The organism is Allokutzneria sp. NRRL B-24872 (assembly GCF_002155965.1).
Taxonomy (GTDB): Bacteria; Actinomycetota; Actinomycetes; order Mycobacteriales; family Pseudonocardiaceae; genus Allokutzneria.
The window spans coordinates 25,426-47,237 of the sequence record NZ_MUMH01000020.1 but is presented as its reverse complement, the minus strand read 5'-3'; the positions used below and the strand labels follow the sequence as shown (position 1 = coordinate 47,237).

General features: G+C 70.9%; 19 protein-coding genes. 9 read left to right on the top strand and 10 right to left on the bottom strand.

Annotated features, from left to right (window positions below; translation table 11 throughout):
• The first annotated feature begins 93 nt into the window (after positions 1-93).
• The 3 genes from CCN37_RS06120 to CCN37_RS06110 all read left to right on the top strand — a co-directional run bounded on the left by CCN37_RS06120 (position 94) and on the right by CCN37_RS06110 (position 3,160).
• On the top strand, positions 94-1,104 hold the full coding sequence (locus CCN37_RS06120; RefSeq protein WP_086819677.1) for a serpin family protein: 1,011 nt from the start codon (positions 94-96) through the stop codon (positions 1,102-1,104).
• Between the two features lie 44 nt (positions 1,105-1,148).
• Entirely contained in the window at positions 1,149-2,597 is a 1,449-nt protein-coding gene (locus tag CCN37_RS06115) for an NAD(P)/FAD-dependent oxidoreductase (protein ID WP_086819676.1), read from the top strand.
• A gap of 203 nt (positions 2,598-2,800) precedes the next feature.
• Positions 2,801-3,160 carry a DUF2695 domain-containing protein gene (locus tag CCN37_RS06110; protein ID WP_168200536.1) on the top strand — a complete coding sequence of 120 codons (360 nt, stop codon included), beginning with the start codon at positions 2,801-2,803 and terminating at the stop codon, positions 3,158-3,160.
• A 286-nt stretch (positions 3,161-3,446) separates the two neighbouring features.
• Here CCN37_RS06110 and CCN37_RS06105 read toward each other — a convergent pair whose 3' ends face one another.
• On the bottom strand, positions 3,447-3,680 hold the full coding sequence (locus CCN37_RS06105; RefSeq protein ID WP_086819674.1) for a hypothetical protein: 234 nt from the start codon (positions 3,678-3,680) through the stop codon (positions 3,447-3,449).
• Positions 3,681-3,869: 189 nt separating this feature from the next.
• On the opposite strand from CCN37_RS06105, the gene CCN37_RS06100 reads away from it, so the two are divergent.
• Positions 3,870-7,001 carry a BTAD domain-containing putative transcriptional regulator gene (locus CCN37_RS06100; protein ID WP_086819673.1) on the top strand — a complete coding sequence of 1,044 codons (3,132 nt, stop codon included), beginning with the start codon at positions 3,870-3,872 and terminating at the stop codon, positions 6,999-7,001.
• Positions 7,002-7,103: 102 nt separating this feature from the next.
• Here the strand turns inward: CCN37_RS06100 and CCN37_RS06095 are convergent, their stop codons facing one another.
• Genes CCN37_RS06095 through CCN37_RS06080 form a run of 4 tightly spaced genes read right to left on the bottom strand, consistent with a single transcriptional unit; the run spans position 7,104 to position 11,578 of the window.
• Positions 7,104-8,300: a cytochrome P450 gene (locus CCN37_RS06095; protein ID WP_086819672.1), complete on the bottom strand. Its 1,197-nt coding sequence runs from the start codon at positions 8,298-8,300 to the stop codon at positions 7,104-7,106.
• 25 nt (positions 8,301-8,325) lie between these two features.
• On the bottom strand, positions 8,326-9,066 hold the full coding sequence (locus tag CCN37_RS06090) for an ABC transporter permease (RefSeq protein ID WP_086819707.1): 741 nt from the start codon (positions 9,064-9,066) through the stop codon (positions 8,326-8,328).
• 10 nt (positions 9,067-9,076) lie between these two features.
• Positions 9,077-10,015, bottom strand: a complete 939-nt coding sequence (locus tag CCN37_RS06085) for an ATP-binding cassette domain-containing protein (protein ID WP_086819706.1) — start codon at positions 10,013-10,015, stop codon at positions 9,077-9,079.
• A 48-nt stretch (positions 10,016-10,063) separates the two neighbouring features.
• Complete coding sequence (locus CCN37_RS06080) at positions 10,064-11,578, bottom strand: tannase/feruloyl esterase family alpha/beta hydrolase (protein WP_086819671.1); 1,515 nt, start codon at positions 11,576-11,578, stop codon at positions 10,064-10,066.
• A gap of 302 nt (positions 11,579-11,880) precedes the next feature.
• On the opposite strand from CCN37_RS06080, the gene CCN37_RS06075 reads away from it, so the two are divergent.
• From CCN37_RS06075 to CCN37_RS06065, 3 genes are all read left to right on the top strand, one after another.
• The gene (locus tag CCN37_RS06075) at positions 11,881-12,186 is read left to right on the top strand and encodes a hypothetical protein (protein WP_086819670.1); all 306 of its coding nucleotides are present in this window, start codon (positions 11,881-11,883) and stop codon (positions 12,184-12,186) included.
• A gap of 150 nt (positions 12,187-12,336) precedes the next feature.
• Complete coding sequence (locus tag CCN37_RS06070) at positions 12,337-12,654, top strand: hypothetical protein (RefSeq protein WP_143261449.1); 318 nt, start codon at positions 12,337-12,339, stop codon at positions 12,652-12,654.
• 44 nt (positions 12,655-12,698) lie between these two features.
• Positions 12,699-13,565, top strand: a complete 867-nt coding sequence (locus tag CCN37_RS06065) for an aminoglycoside phosphotransferase family protein (protein WP_246842838.1) — start codon at positions 12,699-12,701, stop codon at positions 13,563-13,565.
• Between the two features lie 21 nt (positions 13,566-13,586).
• Here the strand turns inward: CCN37_RS06065 and CCN37_RS06060 are convergent, their stop codons facing one another.
• Positions 13,587-14,309 carry a D-Ala-D-Ala carboxypeptidase family metallohydrolase gene (locus tag CCN37_RS06060; RefSeq protein ID WP_371503673.1) on the bottom strand — a complete coding sequence of 241 codons (723 nt, stop codon included), beginning with the start codon at positions 14,307-14,309 and terminating at the stop codon, positions 13,587-13,589.
• Between the two features lie 102 nt (positions 14,310-14,411).
• Positions 14,412-16,016, bottom strand: coding sequence for an RICIN domain-containing protein (locus CCN37_RS06055; RefSeq protein ID WP_210407889.1), 1,605 nt, complete (start codon positions 16,014-16,016; stop codon positions 14,412-14,414).
• A gap of 273 nt (positions 16,017-16,289) precedes the next feature.
• On the opposite strand from CCN37_RS06055, the gene CCN37_RS06050 reads away from it, so the two are divergent.
• Entirely contained in the window at positions 16,290-17,804 is a 1,515-nt protein-coding gene (locus tag CCN37_RS06050) for an APC family permease (protein WP_086819667.1), read from the top strand.
• A gap of 109 nt (positions 17,805-17,913) precedes the next feature.
• Here the strand turns inward: CCN37_RS06050 and CCN37_RS06045 are convergent, their stop codons facing one another.
• The gene (locus tag CCN37_RS06045) at positions 17,914-18,981 is read right to left on the bottom strand and encodes a glycoside hydrolase family 172 protein (protein WP_086819666.1); all 1,068 of its coding nucleotides are present in this window, start codon (positions 18,979-18,981) and stop codon (positions 17,914-17,916) included.
• A 213-nt stretch (positions 18,982-19,194) separates the two neighbouring features.
• Here CCN37_RS06045 and CCN37_RS06040 point away from each other — a divergent pair, with 213 nt between their 5' ends.
• The gene (locus CCN37_RS06040; RefSeq protein WP_086819665.1) at positions 19,195-20,619 is read left to right on the top strand and encodes a tol-pal system YbgF family protein; all 1,425 of its coding nucleotides are present in this window, start codon (positions 19,195-19,197) and stop codon (positions 20,617-20,619) included.
• A gap of 21 nt (positions 20,620-20,640) precedes the next feature.
• On the opposite strand, the gene CCN37_RS06035 is transcribed toward CCN37_RS06040, so the two are convergent.
• Positions 20,641-21,153, bottom strand: coding sequence for a DinB family protein (locus CCN37_RS06035; RefSeq protein ID WP_210407888.1), 513 nt, complete (start codon positions 21,151-21,153; stop codon positions 20,641-20,643).
• A complete protein-coding gene (locus CCN37_RS06030) occupies positions 21,110-21,808 on the bottom strand; it encodes a metalloregulator ArsR/SmtB family transcription factor (RefSeq protein ID WP_086819664.1) in 699 nt (232 codons plus the stop codon). Before CCN37_RS06030 ends, CCN37_RS06035 begins: the two co-directional genes overlap by 44 nt.
• Positions 21,809-21,812 lie beyond the last annotated feature (4 nt).

Here is a 21,812-nt window from a genome sequence, read left to right as displayed (position 1 = left end):
TCATCGTGCCCGGCGCAGCGTAAACGGCTGCGCGGGCCGTGACGTCCCCCGCGCAGGGGAGCCGCGCGCCAGCACTCGAACTAGCATCCGGGCATGCTCCCCTTCACGCTCGCGTTGCACCACGTCCTCGACCCGCGCGCGAACATCGCGTGGGCGCCTTACTGCGTCGCCAAGGCGTTGCGCGAGGTCGCGGAAGGAGCACGGGGGACCACACGCGAGGAATTGCTCGCCGTGCTGGGCGATTTCGCCGAGCGGGACGCGGAGCAGCTGGCTCCCGTACCGGACCACGTCGAGCAGCCCGAGCTGGCGGTGTCAACCACGCACTGGGCCGATCCGAGTGTGGCGAAACGGCCGGAGACCCGCTCGGCGCCGTTCCTGGCCGCGCCGGAGGAGGCCAAGAGCCTGATCAACGCCGATGTCGCGGCCACCACTCGCGGTTTGATCCCGTCCCTGATCGACCAGCTGCCGCCCGGTTCGGTCTCAGCGCTCGTGGTCGCGGTCTACCTGCGGAGCGCGTGGTTCACGGCGTTCAGCGAGCAGCTGACGCACTCAGCGGTGTTCCACGCGCCTGACGGCGAACGCCGTGTGCCCACGATGCGCGTGGTCACCGAAGACGCGAAGTACACCACCACGGGCGGCTGGCACGTCGTGAACCTCCCGGCGGCGGGCGGTGTGACCGGCGTGGTCCTGATGCCGCGCGGCGACCTGGCGGACCAAGAGCACGAACTGACGCCCGAGTCCCTGACCGAGCTGCTCGCCCCGGCGCCGAGCGCGCACGTCGACCTGCGACTGCCCCGGTTCCGCCTGTCCACCGGCGTGGAACTGCGCGAGGCGCTGGGACGGCTCGGTGTCGTCGAGGCGTTCACGTCCGGCGCCGAGCTGGCGGACGGGGTTCCGCTGGGCAGCGTCCAGCACAAGGCCGTGCTCTCCATCGACGAGCACGGTGTCGAAGGTGCCGCCGCGACCGCTGCGATCTCGTGGATGTCGGCCCCGGCAACGCCGCCGGTGGAGGTCAGGATCGACCGTCCGTTCCTGTTCGCGCTGCGCCACGACAGCAGCGGCGCCCTGCACTTCCTCGCGAGGGTCACCGATCCCGAGGGCTGAACGTTTCACCGGGATTTCAGCGCTGCTGCCTACGGTCCCGCGCCATGACTTTCCCGACGATCGCCATCATCGGCGCGGGTTTCGGCGGACTGTGCATGGCGGCCGAGCTGCGGCGGGCCGGGATCGACTCGTTCACCGTCTTCGAGAAGGCCGACGACGTCGGCGGCATCTGGCGGGACAACACCTATCCCGGCTGCGGCTGCGACGTCCCCTCGCACCTGTACTCCTTCTCCTTCGAGAAGTACCGCGACGTGTCACTGCGCTATCCCGAGCAGCGCGAGATCCTGGCCTACCTCCAGCAGGTGACGGACAAGTACGACCTCCGGCGCCATCTGCGGACCGGCGCGGAGATCGTGTCGGCGGACTACTCCGAGGCGACCGGCCGGTGGGTGATCCGCACCGCGACGGGCGAGGAGCACGTGGTCGACATCGTCGTCTCCGCCGTGGGACAGCTGCACCGGCCGAAACTGCCCGAGATCGCCGGGCGCGAGGACTTCCGCGGCGCGGCTTTCCACACCGCCCGGTGGGACCACGGCGTTGACCTCACCGGCAAGGACGTCGCGGTGATCGGTACCGGCTCCAGCGCCGCGCAGCTCCTGCCGCACGTCGCGCGGGCGGCCAGGCACGTCGACGTCTACCAGCGGACGCCCAACTGGGTGGTGCCCAAGCCAGGAGCTGAGTTCGGGCGCTTCACCCGATGGGCCTTCAGCCGGTTCCCGTTCACGCAGTCGCTCTACCGCGCGCTGACCTACTTCGCGGCGGACATCGCGTTGTCGCCGGTGATCACGCGGGGCTGGTCGGCGCGTCCCGCGGAGTGGGTCGCTCGGCGGCACCTGCGCCGAGGGGTCGCCGATCCGGCGCTGCGCGCGAAGCTCACCCCGGACTACCCGATCGGGTGCAAGCGCGTTCTCATCGACAACGCCTTCTACCCGACTCTCAACCGCGACAACGTGAACCTGGTGACCGACGGCATCGCCGGGATGACCGCCACCGGGATCGAGACGGTCGACGGGAAGCACCGCGCGGTCGACGCCGTCGTCTACGCGACCGGGTTCCGCACGACCGAGTTCCTGGTTCCGATGCGGGTGCGCGGGCGCGGCGGGGTGAGCCTGGACGAGCGGTGGGCGGACGGCGCCGAGGCCTACCTCGGGATGGCGTTGCCGGAGTTCCCCAACCTCTTCCTCGTGCACGGCCCCAACACGATCCTCGGCCACAACTCCAACATCTTCATGATCGAGTGCCAGGTCGGCCACGTGCTGAACTGCCTGCGGATGCTGTCCGGACCCGGGCGGCTGGAGGTCAGACCGGATGCCATGCGGGAGTACCGGCGGAGCCTGGAGAAGGCGATCGGCAGGACCGTGTGGGACGGGTGCCAGAGCTGGTACCGGACCGCTGCCGGGCGCGTGACGAACCCCTGGCCCGCGTCCACCGTGCGCTATCGGCGGCTGACCCGCCGCTCCCCGGCCGCTGCTTTCCGCGTTACGTCAACATAACGCGGTTTTCAGGCCGCCGTTTTCGTGTTAAGTGTCATTATCGTTGTGGCGCAAGGAAAAATTTGACAGCGCTGGATCGTGGTGAATAATGGTTTCGGGCGGCGACGTGGTCGATGGGTACCGATCTCGTTGTCTGCCAACACTTCGTGTGCATTTGTCCATTGTGGACGTTCTGGAGCTGTGCGGTGAAGGGAGGATGTCTGATGGACGTGCGGATCAGCCTGGACCTTGACGAGATCCGGGCTCGTGCGGCTCGTGAGGAGGACGACGACGTCGAGTGGGACGACTGGCAGGAGGTCGAGGACCGCTGGGCGGACGCGGTGGCCCTGCCCCTGGACCGACCACGACTGGAATCACTGCTGGGCCACGTGGAGACAGCCGTCGATGCCGAGGGCTGCGACCACGGGCTGCGGGCCACCGACGCGTGGGCGGCGCGCAACGGTGTCCCGCTCGACGACCTCCACCGCGGGCTGCGTGGGTACGGCGGCCACTGCGACTGCGAGGTGGTGCTCAACGTCGACCTCGACGCCGTGTTCCCGCGCGTGCGCCCATCGCCGAACTGAGCCCGGTCAGGTCCGTGGACCTCCAGGCGCGTCGGTAGTGGCTCGGAGACGCCGAGGACGCAGCGGTCACAGGCCTGCGGTGCACCTGCTCGCGTGGTCCGACTGCGCCTCGACCAGGACCGCGGAAGTGCTGGTGCATGGACACGGCGGTGCCGAAACCGGTGGCGAGCTGGGACAGGCCCGGACTGTGGCAGCTCAACGCAGACGGCACGCACGCGGTCCAGGCTGGTGCTGCCGCTGGTGCTGGAGAACCAGCTCCGCTCGGTCGACCTGCCGTAGCGGGAGGTCAGGCGGCGCGGTGGAGCCGTGCGAAGCGGCTGGGCAGCACGCGGTGCCTGCGCACGACCGTGGCCGTGGCGGTCGCCGCGGTCGTGCCCCGGTGCAGCGTGCGCCTGGCCTGCTTCGGGGCGATCCGGCCCTCGGGCTGAGCCTTGTCGTTCATGTGGTCGGACAGGGCCATCAGCACGAGCACGGCCAACCCGGCGGCGACTCCGACCCAGGTGGTGACGATGGTGATCATGGCTGCCTCGCTTTCGTCGTGATGCCACCACACTGGCTGGTCAGAGGGGTGCCGCGGCTCGGCCGCCAGGCCATGCGGCCCAGCCGGAAGGCTGAGTCACGCAGGGTGGCCGGACCCGCACCGCCGGTCGTCGCGCGGCGCTGACCGAAAGCGCGGTGCCCGGCGGCGGTGGGGCTCTAACCTGGGCCGGTGACCACCGAGTTGACCTTGTTGCCGCGCGTGGCCTACCGCGACCGCGAGATCACCGGGCCGCGGTTGCGGGGCCTGCTGGCCCTGCTCGCGGGAGACCTGCGGGCGGGGTGCGGCACGGGACGGCTGATCGAGGGGCTGTGGCCGGGCGCGCTGCCGGAGAACCCGGCGAAAGCCTTGCAGATCCTGGTTTCCCGGGCTCGGTCGCAACTCGGAGCCGACCTGATCGTCAGCACCGCGACGGGCTACCGGCTGTCGCTGGGCGAGGATCAGGTCGACGCCGCGGCGGTGGTGCTCAGCGCTGCGGAGAGCGCGCGGCACGCCCGTGAGGGGGACCACGCCGCGGCCCTGGCGTGCGCCGAGGCGGGATTGGCCCTGTGGGCGGGCGCCGCGCTGGGCAGCGCTGGGCTGGGCGGAGCGGAGCCGGACGATCCGGTGTCGGCACTGCGCGCTCAGCGTGCGGGCACCCGTAGCGCGCTGGAGCGGGTGCGGGCGTTGGCGCTGGCGAGACTCGGCCGAAAGGACGAGGCGCTCGAAGCGCTGACCTCCCTCGTCGACGTGTCGCCGAGGGACGAGGAGCTGCTGGCGGAGCTCCTGCGCTGCGAGCCCGTGCCCGCCGCGCTCGCGCGCTACGAGGCCCACCGCAGGGCGCTGCGCGACGAACTGGGCGCGGACCCCGGCGCGGAGCTGCAGAAGATCCACCAGGAGCTGCTGCGGGGCGAGGCGCCCGTGGTGCGGCACGGCATCGCGCACGAGCCCAACCCGCTGCTCGGCCGGGACGACGACATCGACGCGGTGCTGAACCTCCTGCGGACCTCGCGGGTCACCTCGGTGATCGGCGCGGGCGGCTTGGGCAAGACCCGGCTCGCGCACGCGGTGAGCAGGCGGGTGGACCAGCGCGTCGTGTACTTCGTCGAACTCGCTGGCCTGCCCGCGGACGGCGATGTGACCCGAGCGGTCGCGGCGGCGCTCGGACTGCGCGAAGTACAGCGGTCGGACCTCGTCCCGGGGATCGCGCGCCTGGGCGGTGCCGCGTCGGCGTTGCTGGTGCTGGACAACTGCGAGCACGTGCTGGCGCGCGTCGCGGAGTTGGTGCGCGCGCTGGTGGCCCTCACACCGGACCTGCGCGTGCTCACGACGAGCCGCGCACCGCTGGGGCTCTCCTCGGAGGCGGTGTACCCGTTGCCGGAGCTGAGCCTGCCGACCACGGTCGAGCTCTTCCGGCAGCGCGCGCGTGCGGCCAGGCCGGGCGTGGACCTGCCGGAGCGCGTGGTCGAGGAGCTGTGCGGTCAACTGGACGGGCTCCCGCTCGCGGTGGAGCTGGCCGCCGCGCGGGTGCGCGTGATGTCGGTCGTGGAGGTCGCGGATCGCCTGAACGACCGTTTCGCGTTGCTGCGCGGCGGATCGAGGGACGCGCCGCGGCGGCACCGGACGCTGCACGCGGTCGTCGACTGGAGCTGGACGCTGCTCGACCCCGCCGGCCAGGCGGCGCTGCGGACGCTGGCGGTGTTCCCCAGCGGGTTCACCGCCGAGGCGGCCGAGCGGTTGCTGGGCGGGCACGAGACGCTCGACCTGCTGGAGCGCTTGGTGGACCAGTCGTTGGTCAAGGTGGCCGACACGCCGAGCGGGACCCGCTTCCGGATGCTGGAGGCGGTCCGCGAGTTCAGCGCCGCGCAGCGCGAGGCCGAGGGTGAATCGGACCGCGTGCACAACGATTTCCTGTGCTGGGCAAGGGAGTTCGGCGTCCGCAACCACGACCTGGTGTTCGGCAGGCCCACGGTGCGCGGAGCGGAGGTGGTCCGGGCTGAGGAGGACAACCTGGGGTTCGCGCTGCGGATGGGCCTGGATCGCCGGGACGGCGCGGTGGTCGCGGCGACGGCGGCCACGCTCGGCGGGCTGTGGCTGCTGGAGTCGAACTACGCGCGGATGGCGATGATCACCCGCGAGGTCGACGACGTGCTCGTGCGCTTCGACCCCGGTCCTGAGCTGGCCGAGGTGACCAGGGCGATCGCGGTGCTGAGCGCGGTCACGACGTTCATGGTGCTCGGCCCGCACGCCGTTCGCTCGCTGCTCGTGCTGCGCCGCTTGCCGCCGCCGTCCCCGCGCACCGTGAGCGGTGCGCTGTCGATCGTGCTGAGCACGCAGGACCTCAAGGAACTGGAGACGCTGTGCGAGAGCCCATGGCCGCTGGTCGCGGGTTTCGCCAGCGCGGTCGTGGGCTACCTGTGGGAGAACCGCGGCGACTTGGACCGCGCGCTCGCGGTGAGCGAACGAATGCTGGAGTGCTTGCAAGACAAGGGAAGCCCGTTGTTGCTGAGCACCGCGCACGGGCGGCTGAGCGAGCTGTACCTGTACCTCGGGCGCTCCGACGCCGCCCGCGACCACTCGCGCGCGGCGGTGCGGGAGCTGGCCGAGTTCGGGGCGTTCAACCTGACGCAGATGCGCCTCGGCGTGGTGCTTGCCGACCTCCAGGCTGGCGACATCGACGCCGCTGAGCGCGGGATCGAGGAGATCGTCCCGGAGCGGCTGGCCGAGGCGGTCGGGCTGATCACCTTCGAGATGGCGGCGCGGGCGGAGATCCAGCTGGCGCGCGGGGAGATCGACGCGGGTCTGCGGCAGTGGCGGCTGGTCGCCGAACGCGTGCTCGGCGGCGACGACCCCGGTGTCGGCACCGCCGAGCTGGGCATCAACCCGTGGGTCGTGGAGGTGCACGGGGTGGCTGTCGTCGCGCACGCCCAGCACGGCCAGATCGAGCTGGTCGCGGACATCGTCGGCGGGATGCCGGGCGTGCTCACCGCGCTGCTCACCAAGCGGCCGCTGAGGGCCCCGTCCGTGCTGATGGACCACGTCCTCTACGGCACGCTCCTCGCCGCGCTGGGCATGGCGGACTTCGCCAGGGGAAACGACGCGGGGGTGCGGCTGATCGCGCTGGCCGAGCGCTTCCGCTTCCAACGCGGTTTCCAGCCCACCATGTCCGCGGCGGCGATCCGCGAGGCGGCCGAGAACGCGAACCGTCCCGCCTACGCCGAGGCGGTCGCGGAGTACGCGGGCCGGAGCCTGGTGGAGCTGCGCACGGACGCGCTCGCGGTCGTGCGCGCCCGCTGGCCAACCGCACCCGGCCCCGGGCGATGAGTGTGCACGGAAAACCGCCGGACTGGAGAGCCCCGTTTCGTACTCATAGCGGGAGAGCGCGCCCCCAGGACCGCTATGAGTACGAAACGGGTGTGGCGGGCGCTAGGCGGTGACGCGGAGGGGGAGGGCGTTGACGCCGGTCATGTCCGGGGAGGCCATGAACGTCGGCGGGCGGCCGGGGATCGTCCGCATCGCGGGGAAGCGGTCCAGCAGCAGGTTCACCGCGATGCGGCCTTCGAGCCGGGCCAGTGGGGCGCCGAGGCAGAAGTGCGCGCCGCGGCCGAAGGCGATGTGCGGGTTGGGGTCGCGCGCGGGGTCGAACTCCTGCGGCCGCTCGAACCGCCGGGGGTCGCGGTTGGCGGCACCGAGCATCGGCAGCACCAGCTGGCCGCGAGGGATGGTCCGACCGGCCAGCTCCACGTCCTCGGCGGTGACCCGCGCGGTGGTGGCGAAGGGGCTGAGCATCCGCAGCGACTCCTCGATCGCGCTCGGCACCAGCGAACGGTCTGCCCGCACGCGCTCGGCCTGCGACGGGAAGCTGTCCAGACACAGGATCGTGTTGCCCAGCAACATGGTCGTGGTGATGTGCCCGGCGAGCAGCAGCAGGCCGGCGAAGTTGACCACCTCGGTGTCGCTCAGCCGCTGCCCGTCCACCTCGGCCTGCACGAGCCGGGTGAACAGGTCCTCCCTCGGCGCGCGCCTGCGCTCGGCGGCGTGCGCGGTGAGGTAGTCGGTCATCGGCTTGAGCACGTTCGCCTGCTCGGCGAAGTCCTCCGCGAGCTTGTCCTGGTCGTCGTTGAGCGAGAACGCCTGCGGGTTCTCGAAGAGCACGTCCACCCACTGGCGGAACAGCTCGCGGTCACCGGCGGGCACGCCGAGCAGCTCGGCGATGACGATCACCGGCAGCGGGTAGGCGAGCGCGGCGACCAGCTCGACCTCCTCCTGGCCGTCGACGGCGTCCAGCAGCTCACCGGTCAGCTCGGCGATCCTGGGCGCGAGGTCGGCGACGACCTTCGGCGTGAAGGCGTTGCTGACCAGAGCGCGGAGCTTGCGGTGCGCCTGCCCGTCCATCTGGATCAGGTTGCCCTCGTTGAAGGACATGTCCACGGTGTCGGGGAAGGCGGCGCTGAGGTTGGACCGGAACCGGGCGGGGTCGCTGAGCGCGGCGAGCACCTCCGCGTGGCCGGTGATGATCCACATCCCGCGCTCGGCGTCGAACTCCACCGGGTGCTCGCGGGTGTGGCCGCGCAACCAGAAGTGCGCTTCGTGCAGGCCCCAGGTGTCGGCGGGCAGGGTCATGGCAGGTGGTCCCTTCTGCGGTGGGTCAGCGGGCGACGGCGCGGGAGAACGCCCGGCGCGCCCAGAGGAATCCGGTCAGCGAGATCAGCGCGCACCAGCCGAGCGCGAGCGCCCCGGTGCCCCAGGTGGTCGGCGTGCCCATCAGCAGGCCGCGCAGCGTCTCGATGATCGGGGTGAACGGCTGGTGCTCGGCGAAGACGCGCAGTGCGGCGGGCATGCGCTCCGGCGGCACGAAACCGCTGCCGAGCATGGGCAGGAACATCAGCGGCATGGGCGCGTTGCTCGCGGCCTCCGGCCCCTTGGCGACCAGGCCGAACGCGGCGGCCAGCCAGGTCATCGCGAAGGTCATCGCCAGCAGCAGCCCGAGCACGCCGAGCCACTCCAGCGGGCCCGCCGATGGCCGGAAGCCCAGCAGCAGCGCCACTCCGACGACGAAGGCGATGCTCACCGTGGTCTGCAGCACCCCGCCGACCACGTGCCCGGTGATCACCGAGGTGCGCGAGATCGCCATGGTGCGGAAGCGGTTCACGATGCCCGCGGTCATGTCCACCGAGACCGACACCGCCGTCGCGACGCTGCCGGAGGTCGCCGCCATCAGGATGATCCCCGGCGCGAGGTAGTCGACGTAGTTCCCGCTGCCGATGCCCGTGCCCAGCGCCGTGCCGAACACGCCGACGAAGAGCAGCAGCATCAGCACCGGCATCGCCACCGTGCTCAGCGTCATGGACGGGTAGCGCCGCGCGTGCAAGAGGTTGCGGCGCACCATGGTCAGGGAGTCACGCACTGGGAACCCCCTGGCGTGAGTCGGTCAGCGCGAAGAACACGTCGTTGAGGTCGGGGGTGTGCACGGACAGCTCCTCGACCTCGACGCCCGCGTCGTCGAGCCGGTCCAGCAGCGCGCGCAGCGACCGGACGCGGCAGTCGCTGGGCACGCGCAGGCTCAGCCCGTCCTCCCCACGCACCACGTCGCCCAGCACCCCTGTCGCGGCGAGCAGCTGGTCGTCCTCGGTGAAGCGCAGCCGCACGTGCCCGCCGGGGACCAGCCGCTTCAGCTCGTCCGGCGTGCCGTCGGCGGCCAGCTTCCCGTTGTGCAGCACGGCGATCCGGTTCGCGAGCTGATCGGCCTCCTCCAGGTACTGGGTGGTGAGGAAGATCGTCACGCCGGTGTCGGCCAGCTCGCGGATGATCTGCCACATGGTCTGCCTGCTGCGCGGGTCCAGCCCGGTGGTCGGCTCGTCGAGGAAGATCAGCTTCGGGCTGCCGACCAGCGTCATCGCCAGGTCCAGCCGCCGCCGCATCCCGCCGGAGTAGGTCTCCGGCAGCCGCGTGCCCGCCTCCACCAGGTCGAAGCGCTCCAGCAGCTCGGCCGCGCGCCGCCGTCCGCTCGCTCGGTCCAGGTGGTGCAGATCGGCCATGAGCAGCAGGTTCTCCTCACCGGTGAGGAGCCGGTCGATGGCGGCGAACTGCCCGGTGACACCGATCTCGGTGCGAACCGCCTCGGGCGCACGGCGGAGGTCGTGGCCAGCGACCCGCGCCGTGCCCCCGTCGGCGCGGATCAGCGTGGACAGGATCTGCACCGTTGTCGTCTTGCCCGCGCCGTTCGGCCCGAGCAGCGAGAAGATCGTTCCGGCCCGCACGGTCAGGTCGACGCCGTCGAGCACGACCTTGTCCCCGTAGGACTTCCGCAGTCCCTCCGCGGCTATTGCGATGTTCATGCCGCAGAGCGTGCGCGGCACGGGCTTCGCCGCGGTTTCAGCCCGGTTTCACGCGGGCGTGCAGGTGAAACTGGCCGCCGAGTTCGGGTCGCCGTGGCCGTCGTAGACCGGCTTGCGCGGGTGGCGGCACAGGTCGCGCGTGGTCTTGGCGTCGGTGGTCGCGGCGGGCAGCGTGTCCGGGGCGCGCCCGTGCTCCACCCAGTCGATCACCGCGCGCAGCGGGTCAACGGGCGAGACGCCGACCCCGCTGCCGCAGTGGCCGGAGCCGGGCGCGAGGAAGAGCCGGAAGAAGTCGTCGGTGCCACCGGTGGCCCGCTGTACCCGGTTCCAGTAGTCGATCGTGGTGCCCGGAGCGATCTCCGCGTCAGCGAGACCGTGCCAGACCAGCAGCTTGCCGCCGCCCGCCCGGAAGGCCGACAGGTCGGCGCGGTCGGTTGCCAGCAGGTGGTCGTACGCGCCGGTGGAGGCGAACACCAGCCGCTCGAAGCCGATGTAGTCGATCTTCGAGGTGTCCATGCCGGGATCACGCCCGACGAAGTACTTGATCCAGTTGTCCGCGATGGGCAACGGCGCGGGACCGGCGACCGCGGCGAAGCTGCCGCCCTTGACCAGGCCCTGGCCGAGCCTGCCGGAGTACCCGCGCGGGCCCTCCCAGATCCGCCGGACCACCTCGGCCGCCGCCGCGCTGACCGTGCTCCCGCACGGCAGCGGAGCGCCGACCAGCCGCGCGGGGTCGAAGCGGCACGCCGCCGGGTCGCCGATGACGCGGTCCGCGACACCGTCGAGCAGATCGCACTCGTCGACGGCGGCCCTGGTGAACGCGTCGAACTCGCAGGCGGAGGGGCGGGTGCGCTCCTGGTTCATCACCACCTGCGGCCAGAACTGCGCCATCGAGAAGCGCGGCATGTCCATCGCGGGCGCCCCGGCGACGATCCCGTCGTAGTCGCGCGGGTGCAGCTGCGCCTCGGCCAGCCCCTGCCGCCCGCCGGTCGAACAGCCGTTCCAGTACGAGAACGAGGCGCTGCGGCCGTAGAAGCTCCTGGTCACGGCCTTGCCGGCGAGGGTCATGTCGTGCACCGAGCGCGCGGCGAAGTTGGTCAGCAGCCCCCAGTTGACCCGGCCCGCCGCGTCCAGCGCCCAGCTCCGCGGGCTGACCGGGTTGATCCCGAGCCCACCGTCGGTGGCCGCCGCCGCGAAGCCGCCCTTGACCGCGGGTGCCAGGCCCTCGGCGGAGAACCCGGTCGCGAACCCGCCGCCGCCGGTGCCCAGGAACCGCCCGGTCCACCCGCTCAGCGGCAGCCACACCTCGACCCGCACCCGGTCACCGGCGTCGGCGTGGCTGAGCTCCACCGTCACCTCGCACCGCGCCGGAACCCCGGGGATCGGCGGGCGGCCGGGGACTCCGGCCTCGCCGGCGGGGCGCTCGACGCCGGTCACCGAGAGCACTCGCGCTCCGGGCACGGCCGGGGCGGCGATCGCGGAGCAGGGGTTCTTCACGGGCGAGAGCGCGGACAGACCGGTCGCGAGCAGCAAGGTGACCAGGAGCTGGCTGACCGTCTTCATCGCTCTCCAGTGAGCCGGTGAATCTGGGGGAGGAGTCACACAAGGTATGCGAATCGATGCAGAAGGCCAACCAGGATCTTGAAACGGTGATGGGCGGCCGGAGCGGGGTGGGGCGCCGAGCCAGTGTCGGCCGCCGCGCTCGGGGCGGCGGGGCGCCCCGCCGGGGGAGTGTCCGAATTGCTCACTTCAATTCTGCCTGAAGATCGTTCGCAATTCTCGGCGTCCCTTGAAAGTGGCTCGTGCTGCCTTGGGCTGATCCTGTCAGCATGCTTACCGAAATTTCCGGGATATAGGGAGGGGGAATGACTGCGCTTCGTCTTGCCGCCGTTGTCGCCGCGTCGCTTGCCGGCCTGCCGGTCGCGGTCGCCGCTGTGGAGCGCGACTACCCGCGCGGCATGATCCGGGCCGCCGACGCCGCCATGGGGCTGCCCAGGGCGCTGCACTGGAACACCTGCCGCCAGGACCACGTGCCGGACCGGGTCGAGATCCGCGCCGTGTTCCGCTCGACCACCGCGTGCCTGGGGTGGAGCAACCCGCCGCACGACCTCGGCCTGACCTTCCAGGGGTGCGAGGAGCCGGTGACCGTCTCGAAGATCGGCGACTGCTGAGCCGAAACGCCCGTATTACTGATTCGATATCCGGGTGAATCGTTCTCGCGATCCCGTGTCCCCCGAAGAAGGTTCGTGCGTCAGTTCTCCGATCCTGTCACGATTCTTATCGAAACAAGTCAAGAAATCGATCCGTGATATGGGGAGAGAATGACCGCTCTTCGTCTTGCCGTCGTGGCCGCGCTGTCCTTCGCCAGCCTGTCGTTGTCGGTGTCCGCCGAGGCGTCGGCGGACACCGAGCAGGCTCGCGGTGTTCCCTGCGGGATGATCAGGGCACTGGACGCCCCGCAGTACGGCCTGCCCAAGCACCTGCACTGGCACCGGTGCGGTACCGGCACCGAGCGCATCGAGATCCGCGCGGTCTTCCGCACGACGACCTGGTGCGTCGGTCCCGGCGTCCACGACGTCTCCAACGCCTTCCAGGGGCGCCAGGAGCCGGTGGTCGTCGGCGCGATCGGTCGGTGCTGACACACCGGCTGAAATCCTGAGGCGGGTGTGTGAAGGTACGGCCCGTGTCAGAAGAGAGTGACGGGTCGGCGGTCTCCGGCGAGCTGCTGGAGATCGCCGACGCGCTCCTGCCCGGGGTGCCGCTGGACTCCGCGCGGATGGCCGGGGGCTCGATGCACGAGGTCGTCCTGGTGCCCGGGGTGGCTGCCGTCCGGGTCAGCAGGCGCGCGATGCACGCCGAGGCGATGCCCCGCCGGACCGAGGTGCTGCGCCTGATCGCCGCCGCCGATCCGCCCTTCGCCGTTCCCGAGCCGCTGACCCCGGTGACCACCTTCGGCGAGCGAGCGGCCGTCGCCCTGTCGTGGATCGGCGGCAAGCCCTGGCCGGAGGGCCACGGCGATCCCGGGCAGATCGGCCACCTGCTCCGCGCGGTCCGCGAGTGCCCGGTCAGCCCCGAGCTCGAGGCGCTGCTGCACGTGTCACCGACCTACCCGGACGGTCGCGGCTGGGCGCGGGTCCTGGCCGAGGAGGTCATCCCGCGCCTCCCGGCGGACAAGCGCGCCGAGCGCCTGGGCCGACTGGAGGAAGCGCTGGCCATGGAGCCGGTTCCGGACGCGCTCGTGCACGGTGACATCGGCATGGGGAACGTGCACTGGGACGACAACGGCGACCTGGTCGGCGTCCTGGACTGGGACCTCGCGCTCGTCACCGATCCCGCGATCGACGCGGCGCTGATGGCGTGGCACGGCTGGGAGAACGTGCGCGGCGCGGTGGACGAGCGGATGTACCGCCGCGCGCGGGCATGGGACGCGACGATCGGCGCTGGCTACCTCGTGTCGGCGCTGCACACGCGGAACCTGGACCGGGTCGACTCGTTCGTCGAGCACATCGTGGCGGATCTGCACCGGCTCCCCTCACCCGGGACCGGGTGAGGGGAGCCGGTGCGCGCGGGCTCAGATCCCGCAGCTGGAAGCTGACCAGAAGCGGCTGGACCGGTGGTCGACGTGCGTGTGGTCGCCGTGCCCCGGGTAGCCCGGGCCGAGGATGCCGTTGAACCCGTGGTTGCGCGCCTGCTGGGCGAGCTTGCACAGCGAGTGCGGTCCGGAACCGAGGTCGACGCCGTCGCCGTAGAGGTGGCGGCTGTTCGACGCCCCACCGGCGGCGTTGTTGCACGACACGCTGCGGAAGCCGCTGGTGACGCGGATGGAGCTGTCACCGAGGGCGTGCCGCATCGCCTGGAGCTTCCACATGGAGACCAGCGCGTTCGCCTTCGCGGTGGCGGCGGGGACGGCGCCACCTGCCCATGTGGAGTTGCAGCGGTTCAGCTCGGAGTAGGCGAAGTTCACCGGCGTGCAGTCGTCGTCCTGGAGCTGGTAGATCTTGGTGAAGGTCTGGCCGCCCGCGACACCGTCCGCGGGGAGCCCGTACGCCTGTTGGAAGCGGGTGACGGCCGCCTTGGTCGCGGGGCCGAAGTCGCCGTCGAGCCCCAGGACCGCGCCGTGGCCGGGATAGCCGGACACGCGGATCTGGAGCTGCCGGACGTCCTCGCCGTTCATGCCCTGGGACAGCGTTCTGCCCCATGTGTAGCAGCCGTCCGCGTGCGCCGGGGCGGCGGCGACGGCCACCCCGGCACACGCGACGACCAGGGACAGGCACAGTTGGATGATCTTGCGCAGCACGAAGAAACCTCCTGGTGCAGGGGGACAGGAGTTGAGGACGGGAGGGTAACCCGTTGCCGCACAAGGACTTCTAGGCCGTTCAGCTCATTTCGGCCGTGCTCAGCGTTGTTCGGCCTTCCAGATCTGCGGGGCGAGCCGGTTGCAGTGCCACTGCGCGACATCCGCGCCCGGGGCCTGCGACCCCGCGACCACGTCGAGGCACTGGCCGCTGTTGACGTTGGTGAGGGTGTAGTAGCCGTTGCCGACGTTCGAGGCGCGCCAACGCTGTCCGGGAACTCCGTTGCACGTCCACTGGATCACGTCGGCGCCCGCGACCGTGCTCTGCCCGGTGACCTCGACGCAGTGCCCGCTGTTGGCCCCGGTCAGCGTGAACACGCCGGGCGCCACCGAGTCCACCCGGAAGTTCTGCGGGCCGAGGTTGTTGCACGTCCACTGCTGGATGTTGCCGCCGGGCAGTCGCGAGTCGGCGGCGACGTCCAAGCAGTGTCCACTGTGGACGTTGATGAAGCGGTACGTCCTGCCGGGGGCCAGGCCGTCCGCGCCGCCGGTGCCCACGGCCGAACCCGTTGCGTGGTAAGGCTTGCAGACCCCGCCGTCGTAGTCGGTCGCGATCTCCAGCACGCGTTGCCCGTCGCGGGAGGGCAGCAGCGTCGAGCTGTAGTTCGGGCAGTAGTTGTTCGGCGGGTCGGCCACCTGGACCGGGGCCGGGATGGTGAACCAGTTGCCGTGCCCGCCCTCGGTGTTGACCAGCAGCGCCCGCCCGCTCTCCGGCGAGGTGCTGCCGTCCGCCCGGCGCAGCTGCTGCCCGACCGCGATCAGGCGACCTCGCGCGGTCCCGTTGTCGGACCACGAGAAGGTCGGCGCGTGCGCGAGGTAGCCGCCGTCCTGGGTTCGCACCACCGGCCCGATGTCGCGGGCGTCGCCCCAGTTCCACCCGTCCGCCGAGGTCCTGAAGCGCGCGGCGCAGTCGAACTGGCCGGGCACACCGCACACCTCGTAGAGCATGGAGTAGCTGCGGTCGGGCATCCTCCGCACCACGGGCATCCCCGGGCGCTCGCCCTGCACGGCGAGGGCGATGGTGTCGACCGGCGCGCTCCACGTCACGCCGTCGGTGGAGGAGACCCGTGCGAGCAGTTGGCTGTGCTGGCCGCCCCGGGTCTCGTCGGCGTAGTGGCAGACCAGCCGTCCCGACGCGTCCACGGACAGCTCGGGTTCCCACAGGCCGCCGGTGTTCGGGGCGACGCGGCAGGTGGAGAGGTAGGACCAGGTGCGCCCCTGGTCCGGGCTGCGCCACACGCGCAGGGACATCCGCCGATCCGGCGCGTTCTGGCCGACAGAGGCCGCCCAGAGCAGCGTCCCGGCCGGGAGATCACCCACTCGACCCGATAACTCGAACAAACTCCCGCAACACAGGCCGCGACCCTCCGATGCGGCCGGGTCGGCAATGTTGCCGATCTGGGTGAAACTTCCACCGTCGTCGGTACTGCGGTAGATCGCCGCTATTCCGCGGTTGCCCTCGAAAGTCACGACGCTGGCGACGACCACGCCGTTGGACAAGCGCAGGACACGCGGATACAGGCCCGTTCCCTCGCGCAGCGGCGTTCCGGTCGCCGCAACCGCCGGGAGGGTGAGGTTGGTGAGGGAGAGAAGCAGGACGAGGAACAGCAGAATGCTTTGCGAGAACACCGATCGTTGCAGGGACAACGAAACCTCCACGTCGAGGCGGCGTCACGGGCGCGCTCGCGCGCGCGGGAACCACCAGCGTGGCGGTGCGACCGGCTCCGCTACAAGACGTTCGAGCGAGGAATTGCGAAATGCATTCTGTTCCGGTCGGTCGGCGCATCAGATTCTTGAGACGCTAGTTCTTCCATTCCTTCGGGGGAGTTCGGGGGAAGTGGAGCACTCCGCTATGCTCCGCCCACTCGCGTGATCAACTCGCTCTGGCCGCGTGTTCGTTTCCAAGCCAGGAGTTCCCCGATGTCCCAGAAGGTGTCCCAGAACAGGGCGCACGGCAGCCGTGGACGGGTCGCGGTCGCGCTCGCGGCCAACCGGCTCGGCGTGCCGTCGGTGATCTTCTTCGCCATGTCGGCGGCGGCCCCGCTGACCGCGGTCACCATGGTGATCACCTCGGGCTACTCGGTCACCGGTCTGATCGGCATCCCGGTCGCCTTCGTCGTCGCGGGCGGGCTGCTCGCGCTGTTCTCCGTCGGCTACGTGACGATGGCGCCGTACGTGGTGAACGCGGGCGCCTTCTCCGCCTACGTCAGCAGGGGACTGACCCGGCCGCTCGGGGTCTCCGCGGCGCTGGTGGCGCTGATCGCGTACACGGTGATCCAGATCGGGGTCTACGGCGCCATCGGGGACGCCGGCGCCGCGCTGTTCCGCGACTGGGGCGTCGACCTGCCGTGGTGGCTCATCGCGTTGGTGGGGTGCGCCCTCGTCGCCTTCCTCGGCCTGCAGCACGTCGACTTCAACAGCAAGATCCTCGCGGTGCTGCTGGTCGCCGAGATCCTGGTGATCGTCGTCTACAGCATCGGCAACCTGACCCACCCCGCGGGCGGCGTGGTCACCGTCGACGCGCTGAACCCGGAAACGCTGTTCTCGCCAGGGGTCGGCGCGGTGCTCGCGGTGGCGATCACCGCCTTCGTCGGCTTCGAGAGCTCGGTGGTGTTCAGCGAGGAGGCCAGGCGGCCCGGCAAGACGGTGCGCATGGCCACCTTCACCTCGCTCGGCGTGCTCGTCGGGCTCTACACGCTGGCCTCGTGGGCGATGAGCGTGGCCACCGGCCCCGAGCACATCGGCAGGGCCTCGCAGACCGAGAGCACCAACCTGATCTACAGCCTGGCCGCCAGCAGCCTCGGCACAAGCTTCGCGATGATCGGGCGCGCGCTCTACGTCACCGGCGCGCTGGCCACGCTGATCGCCTTCCACAACCTCGCCGCCCGCTACACCTTCGCGCTCGGCCGGGAACGCGTGCTGCCCGCCGTGCTCGGCCGGACCTCGCTGCGCACCGGGGCGCCGAAGAACAGCTCGCTGATCCAGAGCGCGCTGGCGTTCGCGGTGATCGTGGTCTACGCGCTCTTCGACCTCGACCCGGTGATCAACCTGTTCTACTGGTGGTGCACGTCAGGCTCGCTCGGCGTGATGCTGCTGATCACCGCGACCTCCTTCGCCGTCATCGGCTTCTTCGTCAAGCGCCCCACCGCCGAGTCCGCGTGGCGCCGGGTCATCGCCCCCGTGCTCGCCGCGATCGGCATGTGCGTGGCGATGGTGTTGGTGCTGGCCAACTTCGACAAGCTGCTCGGCGTCGACGCGGACTCACCGCTGGCGTGGGGCATCCCCACCACCTACCTGGTGATCGCCGTGGTCGGCTTCGCGTGGGGCCTGTGGCTGCGCGGCGCGTGGCCGGAGGTCTACGCCACCATCGGCATGGGCTCCAAGAGCGCCATCGCCCGCGACCGCGTCGTCGACAACGCTACCCGCCCCCAGTAGCCGACAACCCGTTTCGTACTCCACTCGGGAAAGAGAGCGCTCCCAAATCCCGCTACCGGTACGAAACGGGAAGGGTTTAGACCACTGCGGGGCGCGTTGAGCGGGCGGATCAGGTGGGGCGGGGGAGGCGTTCGGCCACGGGGAGGATGCCGAAGGGCTTGTGCGGCAACGTCTGGTACCAGTAGGCGACCGAGGACAGGTCGTCGGAGCGCTTGTTGGCGTGGCCGTGCTCGATGGTCACGCGGATGGACTGGGTGAAGGTCACCGGGTCCTCGACGTGGAAGCGGTACATCGAGATCTGCCCGCTCCAGTTCGGCCCGCCGGGCAGCGTCAGCCCGTGGTAGGGCGCGGAGTAGGACTGCGTCGGGCACCACGCGGTGTTGAAGTAGTCCTCGGTCCCGGTGCCGTGCAACGACGGCGGGAACGGCTCACCGTCGATGAAGATCATGTCATCGCCCTCGCCGTACCAGTTCCACTGCTCGGTCTCGCGGAGGTTGTGCACATTGAGCACGCAGCCGACGTAGTGCCCGTGCCCGGTCGCGTCGAGCACGACGTAGTTGCCGGCGCCGTCGGTGTTGGTGCCGCCGAAGAGGAACTCCTCGTTGGACTGCTCGCCCTGCTCGACGCCGTCGGTGGGGTTGACCCGGTTCCACTGCGCGTGGAAGTAGCCGAGGTCGTCCTCGATGGAGTCGAAGAGCTCGTAGTCGACGTAGAAGTAGAAGTACACCGGCGCGCTGGACATCTCGCTGATCAGTTCGAGCTTGGCGCGGCGCCGGAAGGGCATGTGGAACCAGCAGTTGAAGCCCTTGCCGTCCTCCGGGCTCATCTGCAGCGGCGCCGACACGAAGTTGCCGGTCCTGCCGTGCCCCATGCCGAAGAAGTCGCCGAGCGGCACCAGCACGCTGGGGTCGGCGCTGTCCTCCCAGGTGATCTTGAGCAGCAGCCTGCGCAGGAAGTCGGGCTCCTGCTCGGCATCGCCCGGCAGCGCCACCGTGCACCAGATGTGGGTGATGGAGCCGCTGCCCTCGATGTCGGCGAGCACCGCGGTCTGCCCCGGCTGGATCGTGAGCCGGTCGTCGTTGCCGCCGCTGCGGTCCCAGCTCGACGCCCTGCGCCTGCGCGAGGACCGCAGGCGGGCGAGATCGCGCAGACTGCTCCCGTGGTTGCCGTAGGACATCGTGCCGCCTCCCGACCGAGAAAACGATCTCTGGGAACCTAGGCGCCCGTTCGGCGGCACGTCAATCCGCCGATCAGTGCCTCAGTGAGTCCACTGTGGACGGTCGAGAAGCATGGAGAACCCGGTCACGGATTGAGATCGCTTCGGGACCCCTCCCGTCCCGGGTGGCCAGAATGGGTGAACCCTGCCCTGACCGCCCTTGAAGGGACCCCGATGGACGAGCCGACCCAGGTCGAGCCCGAGGACCGGACGCCCGAGCCCGAGCCCGGAGTCGGACCGCTCGGCGCCGCGCTGGGCAACGCGTCCCTGTTCGGCGCGGGCTACCTCGCGCTCGGCAAGCGCCGCCTCGCCCTGATCACGAGCCTGGTCACCGTCGTGCTCGTCGCCCTGCTCGCCACGGTGGTGCGCGAGTGGTGGTTCGACGTGGTCGTGCTGCTGTGGTGGGCCGCCATGATCTGGCACGGCTGGTTCCTCGCGGGCGGGCGCCGGGCGAAGCGCTGGCGCTGGGCGGTGCTGCTCGCCTTCACACTGCCCGTGGTGGTCGTCGTCGGCCTGCTGCGCTTCGACCTGCACCGGATCGACGTCGCGCTGGCCGACGCCCGCGCACAGGGCGACTGCGCGCGAGCGGTGGATTCCGTTGAGCAGCTGTGGTTCGGCCACCGCGTCGTGGACCTGACGACGACCTACCGAGGCGAGGTGACCCGCGAAGCGTGCAAGCTCGTGGGCGCGGCCAAGGGCAAGCTCGCGACGGCGCTGACCGGGCGCACGGACGCGCTGAAGGAGGGCTTCGACGGCCTCGCGCAGGTGCTGCTCCAGTTCCGCGGCCACGAGAAGATGGCCGAGGTCGTGCTGGACGGCTTCCTCGCCGGGCTGCCCGCGAAGAACCCGTGCCACACAGCCGTGGTGACCGACTGGCTCCGCGAGCGCAAGCCGACGGGGATCGCGCTGGACCGAGCGTCGGACGTGGTCGGCAGAACGGCGCCCGCGGCGCTGCTCGGGTGCGGCGACGACCTGATGAGGGTCAAGAACTGGCAGCAGGCCCGGCAGCGCTACCAGCAGCTGATCGACCAGTACCCGGGGCACGAACTGATCGCCAAGGCGCAGGAGGGCGTCAAGCAGGCGACCCTCGCGCTGGAGCTGGCGAACGTGCGGGACCTGCTGCGCGGCTCGGCCGGTTCGCAGCCCGCGTACTGCTCGCGGCCCGCGCAGTACAGCGGCGCCGCGCCCTACGGCAAGGGCACCAACCGCTCGCTGATCTACGGCAACAGCGAGTACGCGAACAAGCTCCCCGGCGAGTGGAAGGCGAACGACCCCACCGACGCCGTGCTGGTGGTCTGCGCGGGCACGACGGAGTTCGGCGCGGCCATGCGGACCTGCCCGTACGAGAGCAAGATCAGCCCGACCTTCCCGGTCCAGGTGACCTTCCACAAGATCGCCATCCCGGTGAAGGCCTACGAGCTGCGCACCGGGAAGCTGGTCACCGACACCAAGATCGAGATCGACGGCTCGACCTGTCCGAAGGTGCTCAACTACTCCCGGCCGCGCCTGCTCGCCGACATCGGGCCGCCCTCGCAGGTGCACGTGATCACCACCGACGACAAGGTGCACGCGGCGTTCGGCTCGTTCATCAACCAGTAGCGGTCATCGACCAGGAGCGGATCAGACCCCGGTCGCGCCGTCCACCCGCTCGCGCAGGAGGTCGGCGTGGCCGCAGTGCCTGGCGTACTCGGCGATCATGTGCGTGTAGATCCAGCGCAGGCTGAACTCCGCGCCGCCGAAGGTTCCAGTCTCGCCCAGCTCCCGGCCCGCGCAGTTCGCCCGCGCGGCGGCCACCTCCGCCTCCCAGGTGGCGCGGGCGGTGGCGGAGGTGGCGTCCTCGGCGAGCTCGAACCCGCCGTCGTGACCGTTGGCCTCCCCGGTCCTGGGGTGGATCGGCGGCGCGTCCTCCCCGGCCAGCACGCGGCGGAACCAGTTGCGCTCGACCTCGGCCAGGTGCTGGAGCAGACCGAGCAGGGTGAGCGAGGACGGCGGCGCGGAGGCGGTGCGCAGCTGCTGCTCGGTCAGCCCCTCGCACTTCAAGACCAGGGTGGCGCGGTAGAAGTCGAGCCAGTTCTCCAGCGTCGTGCGCTCATCGGCGTTCGGGTTCGGAATCGGGCGTTCGGGCGTGGTCACCCCGACATGATGCGTGCAGCCGGACGCAGCAGTGCCCCGGGGTCGGCTCCAGGCGCGCGCTGACGTCCTCGGCGGCCAGGCCTTCGAGCAGCCCGTCCAGCAGGCGCAGCGTCATCCCGCACACCATGGCCGCGTGCCGCTCGGCGAGGCTGTGGAACGGGCAGTTGCCGAGCGAGGTCACCGCGCCCGAGGTCCTCGGTTCGAAGCCGTGCCGCTCCAGCATTTCGTCCACAGTGGACGATCCGGCGGACTCGCGGCCCCACCGCGCGCCGAGCGCGTGGGCGTGCCGGTCGAGCACGGCGCGCGGGGCCTCCCCGGTCTCCTGCGCCTCGGCGACCGCGTCGGCGAGCAACCGCGCGGCCAGCTCGTACTGGCGCTCGGGCAGGGACACCGCGATGTGCCGGGGGCAGCGGCGGTAGAGCTTCGCCGGACGTCCGGCGCCCGGTCCGGAGCGGCCGGTGCGGCGCTCGTAGACCACCTCCAGCAACCCCTCCGCCGCGAGCTTGTCGAGGTGGAACGCGGCGGTCGTCCTCGGCAGCTGCACCGCGTCGGCGGCCTCGTCCCGGCCGACCGGGGCGCTCTGCCGTGCGACGAACTCGTAGAGCCGCCGCCGGGTCGGCTCGTCAAGTGCGGCGATGGCGGAGAGGTGGGACATCCTT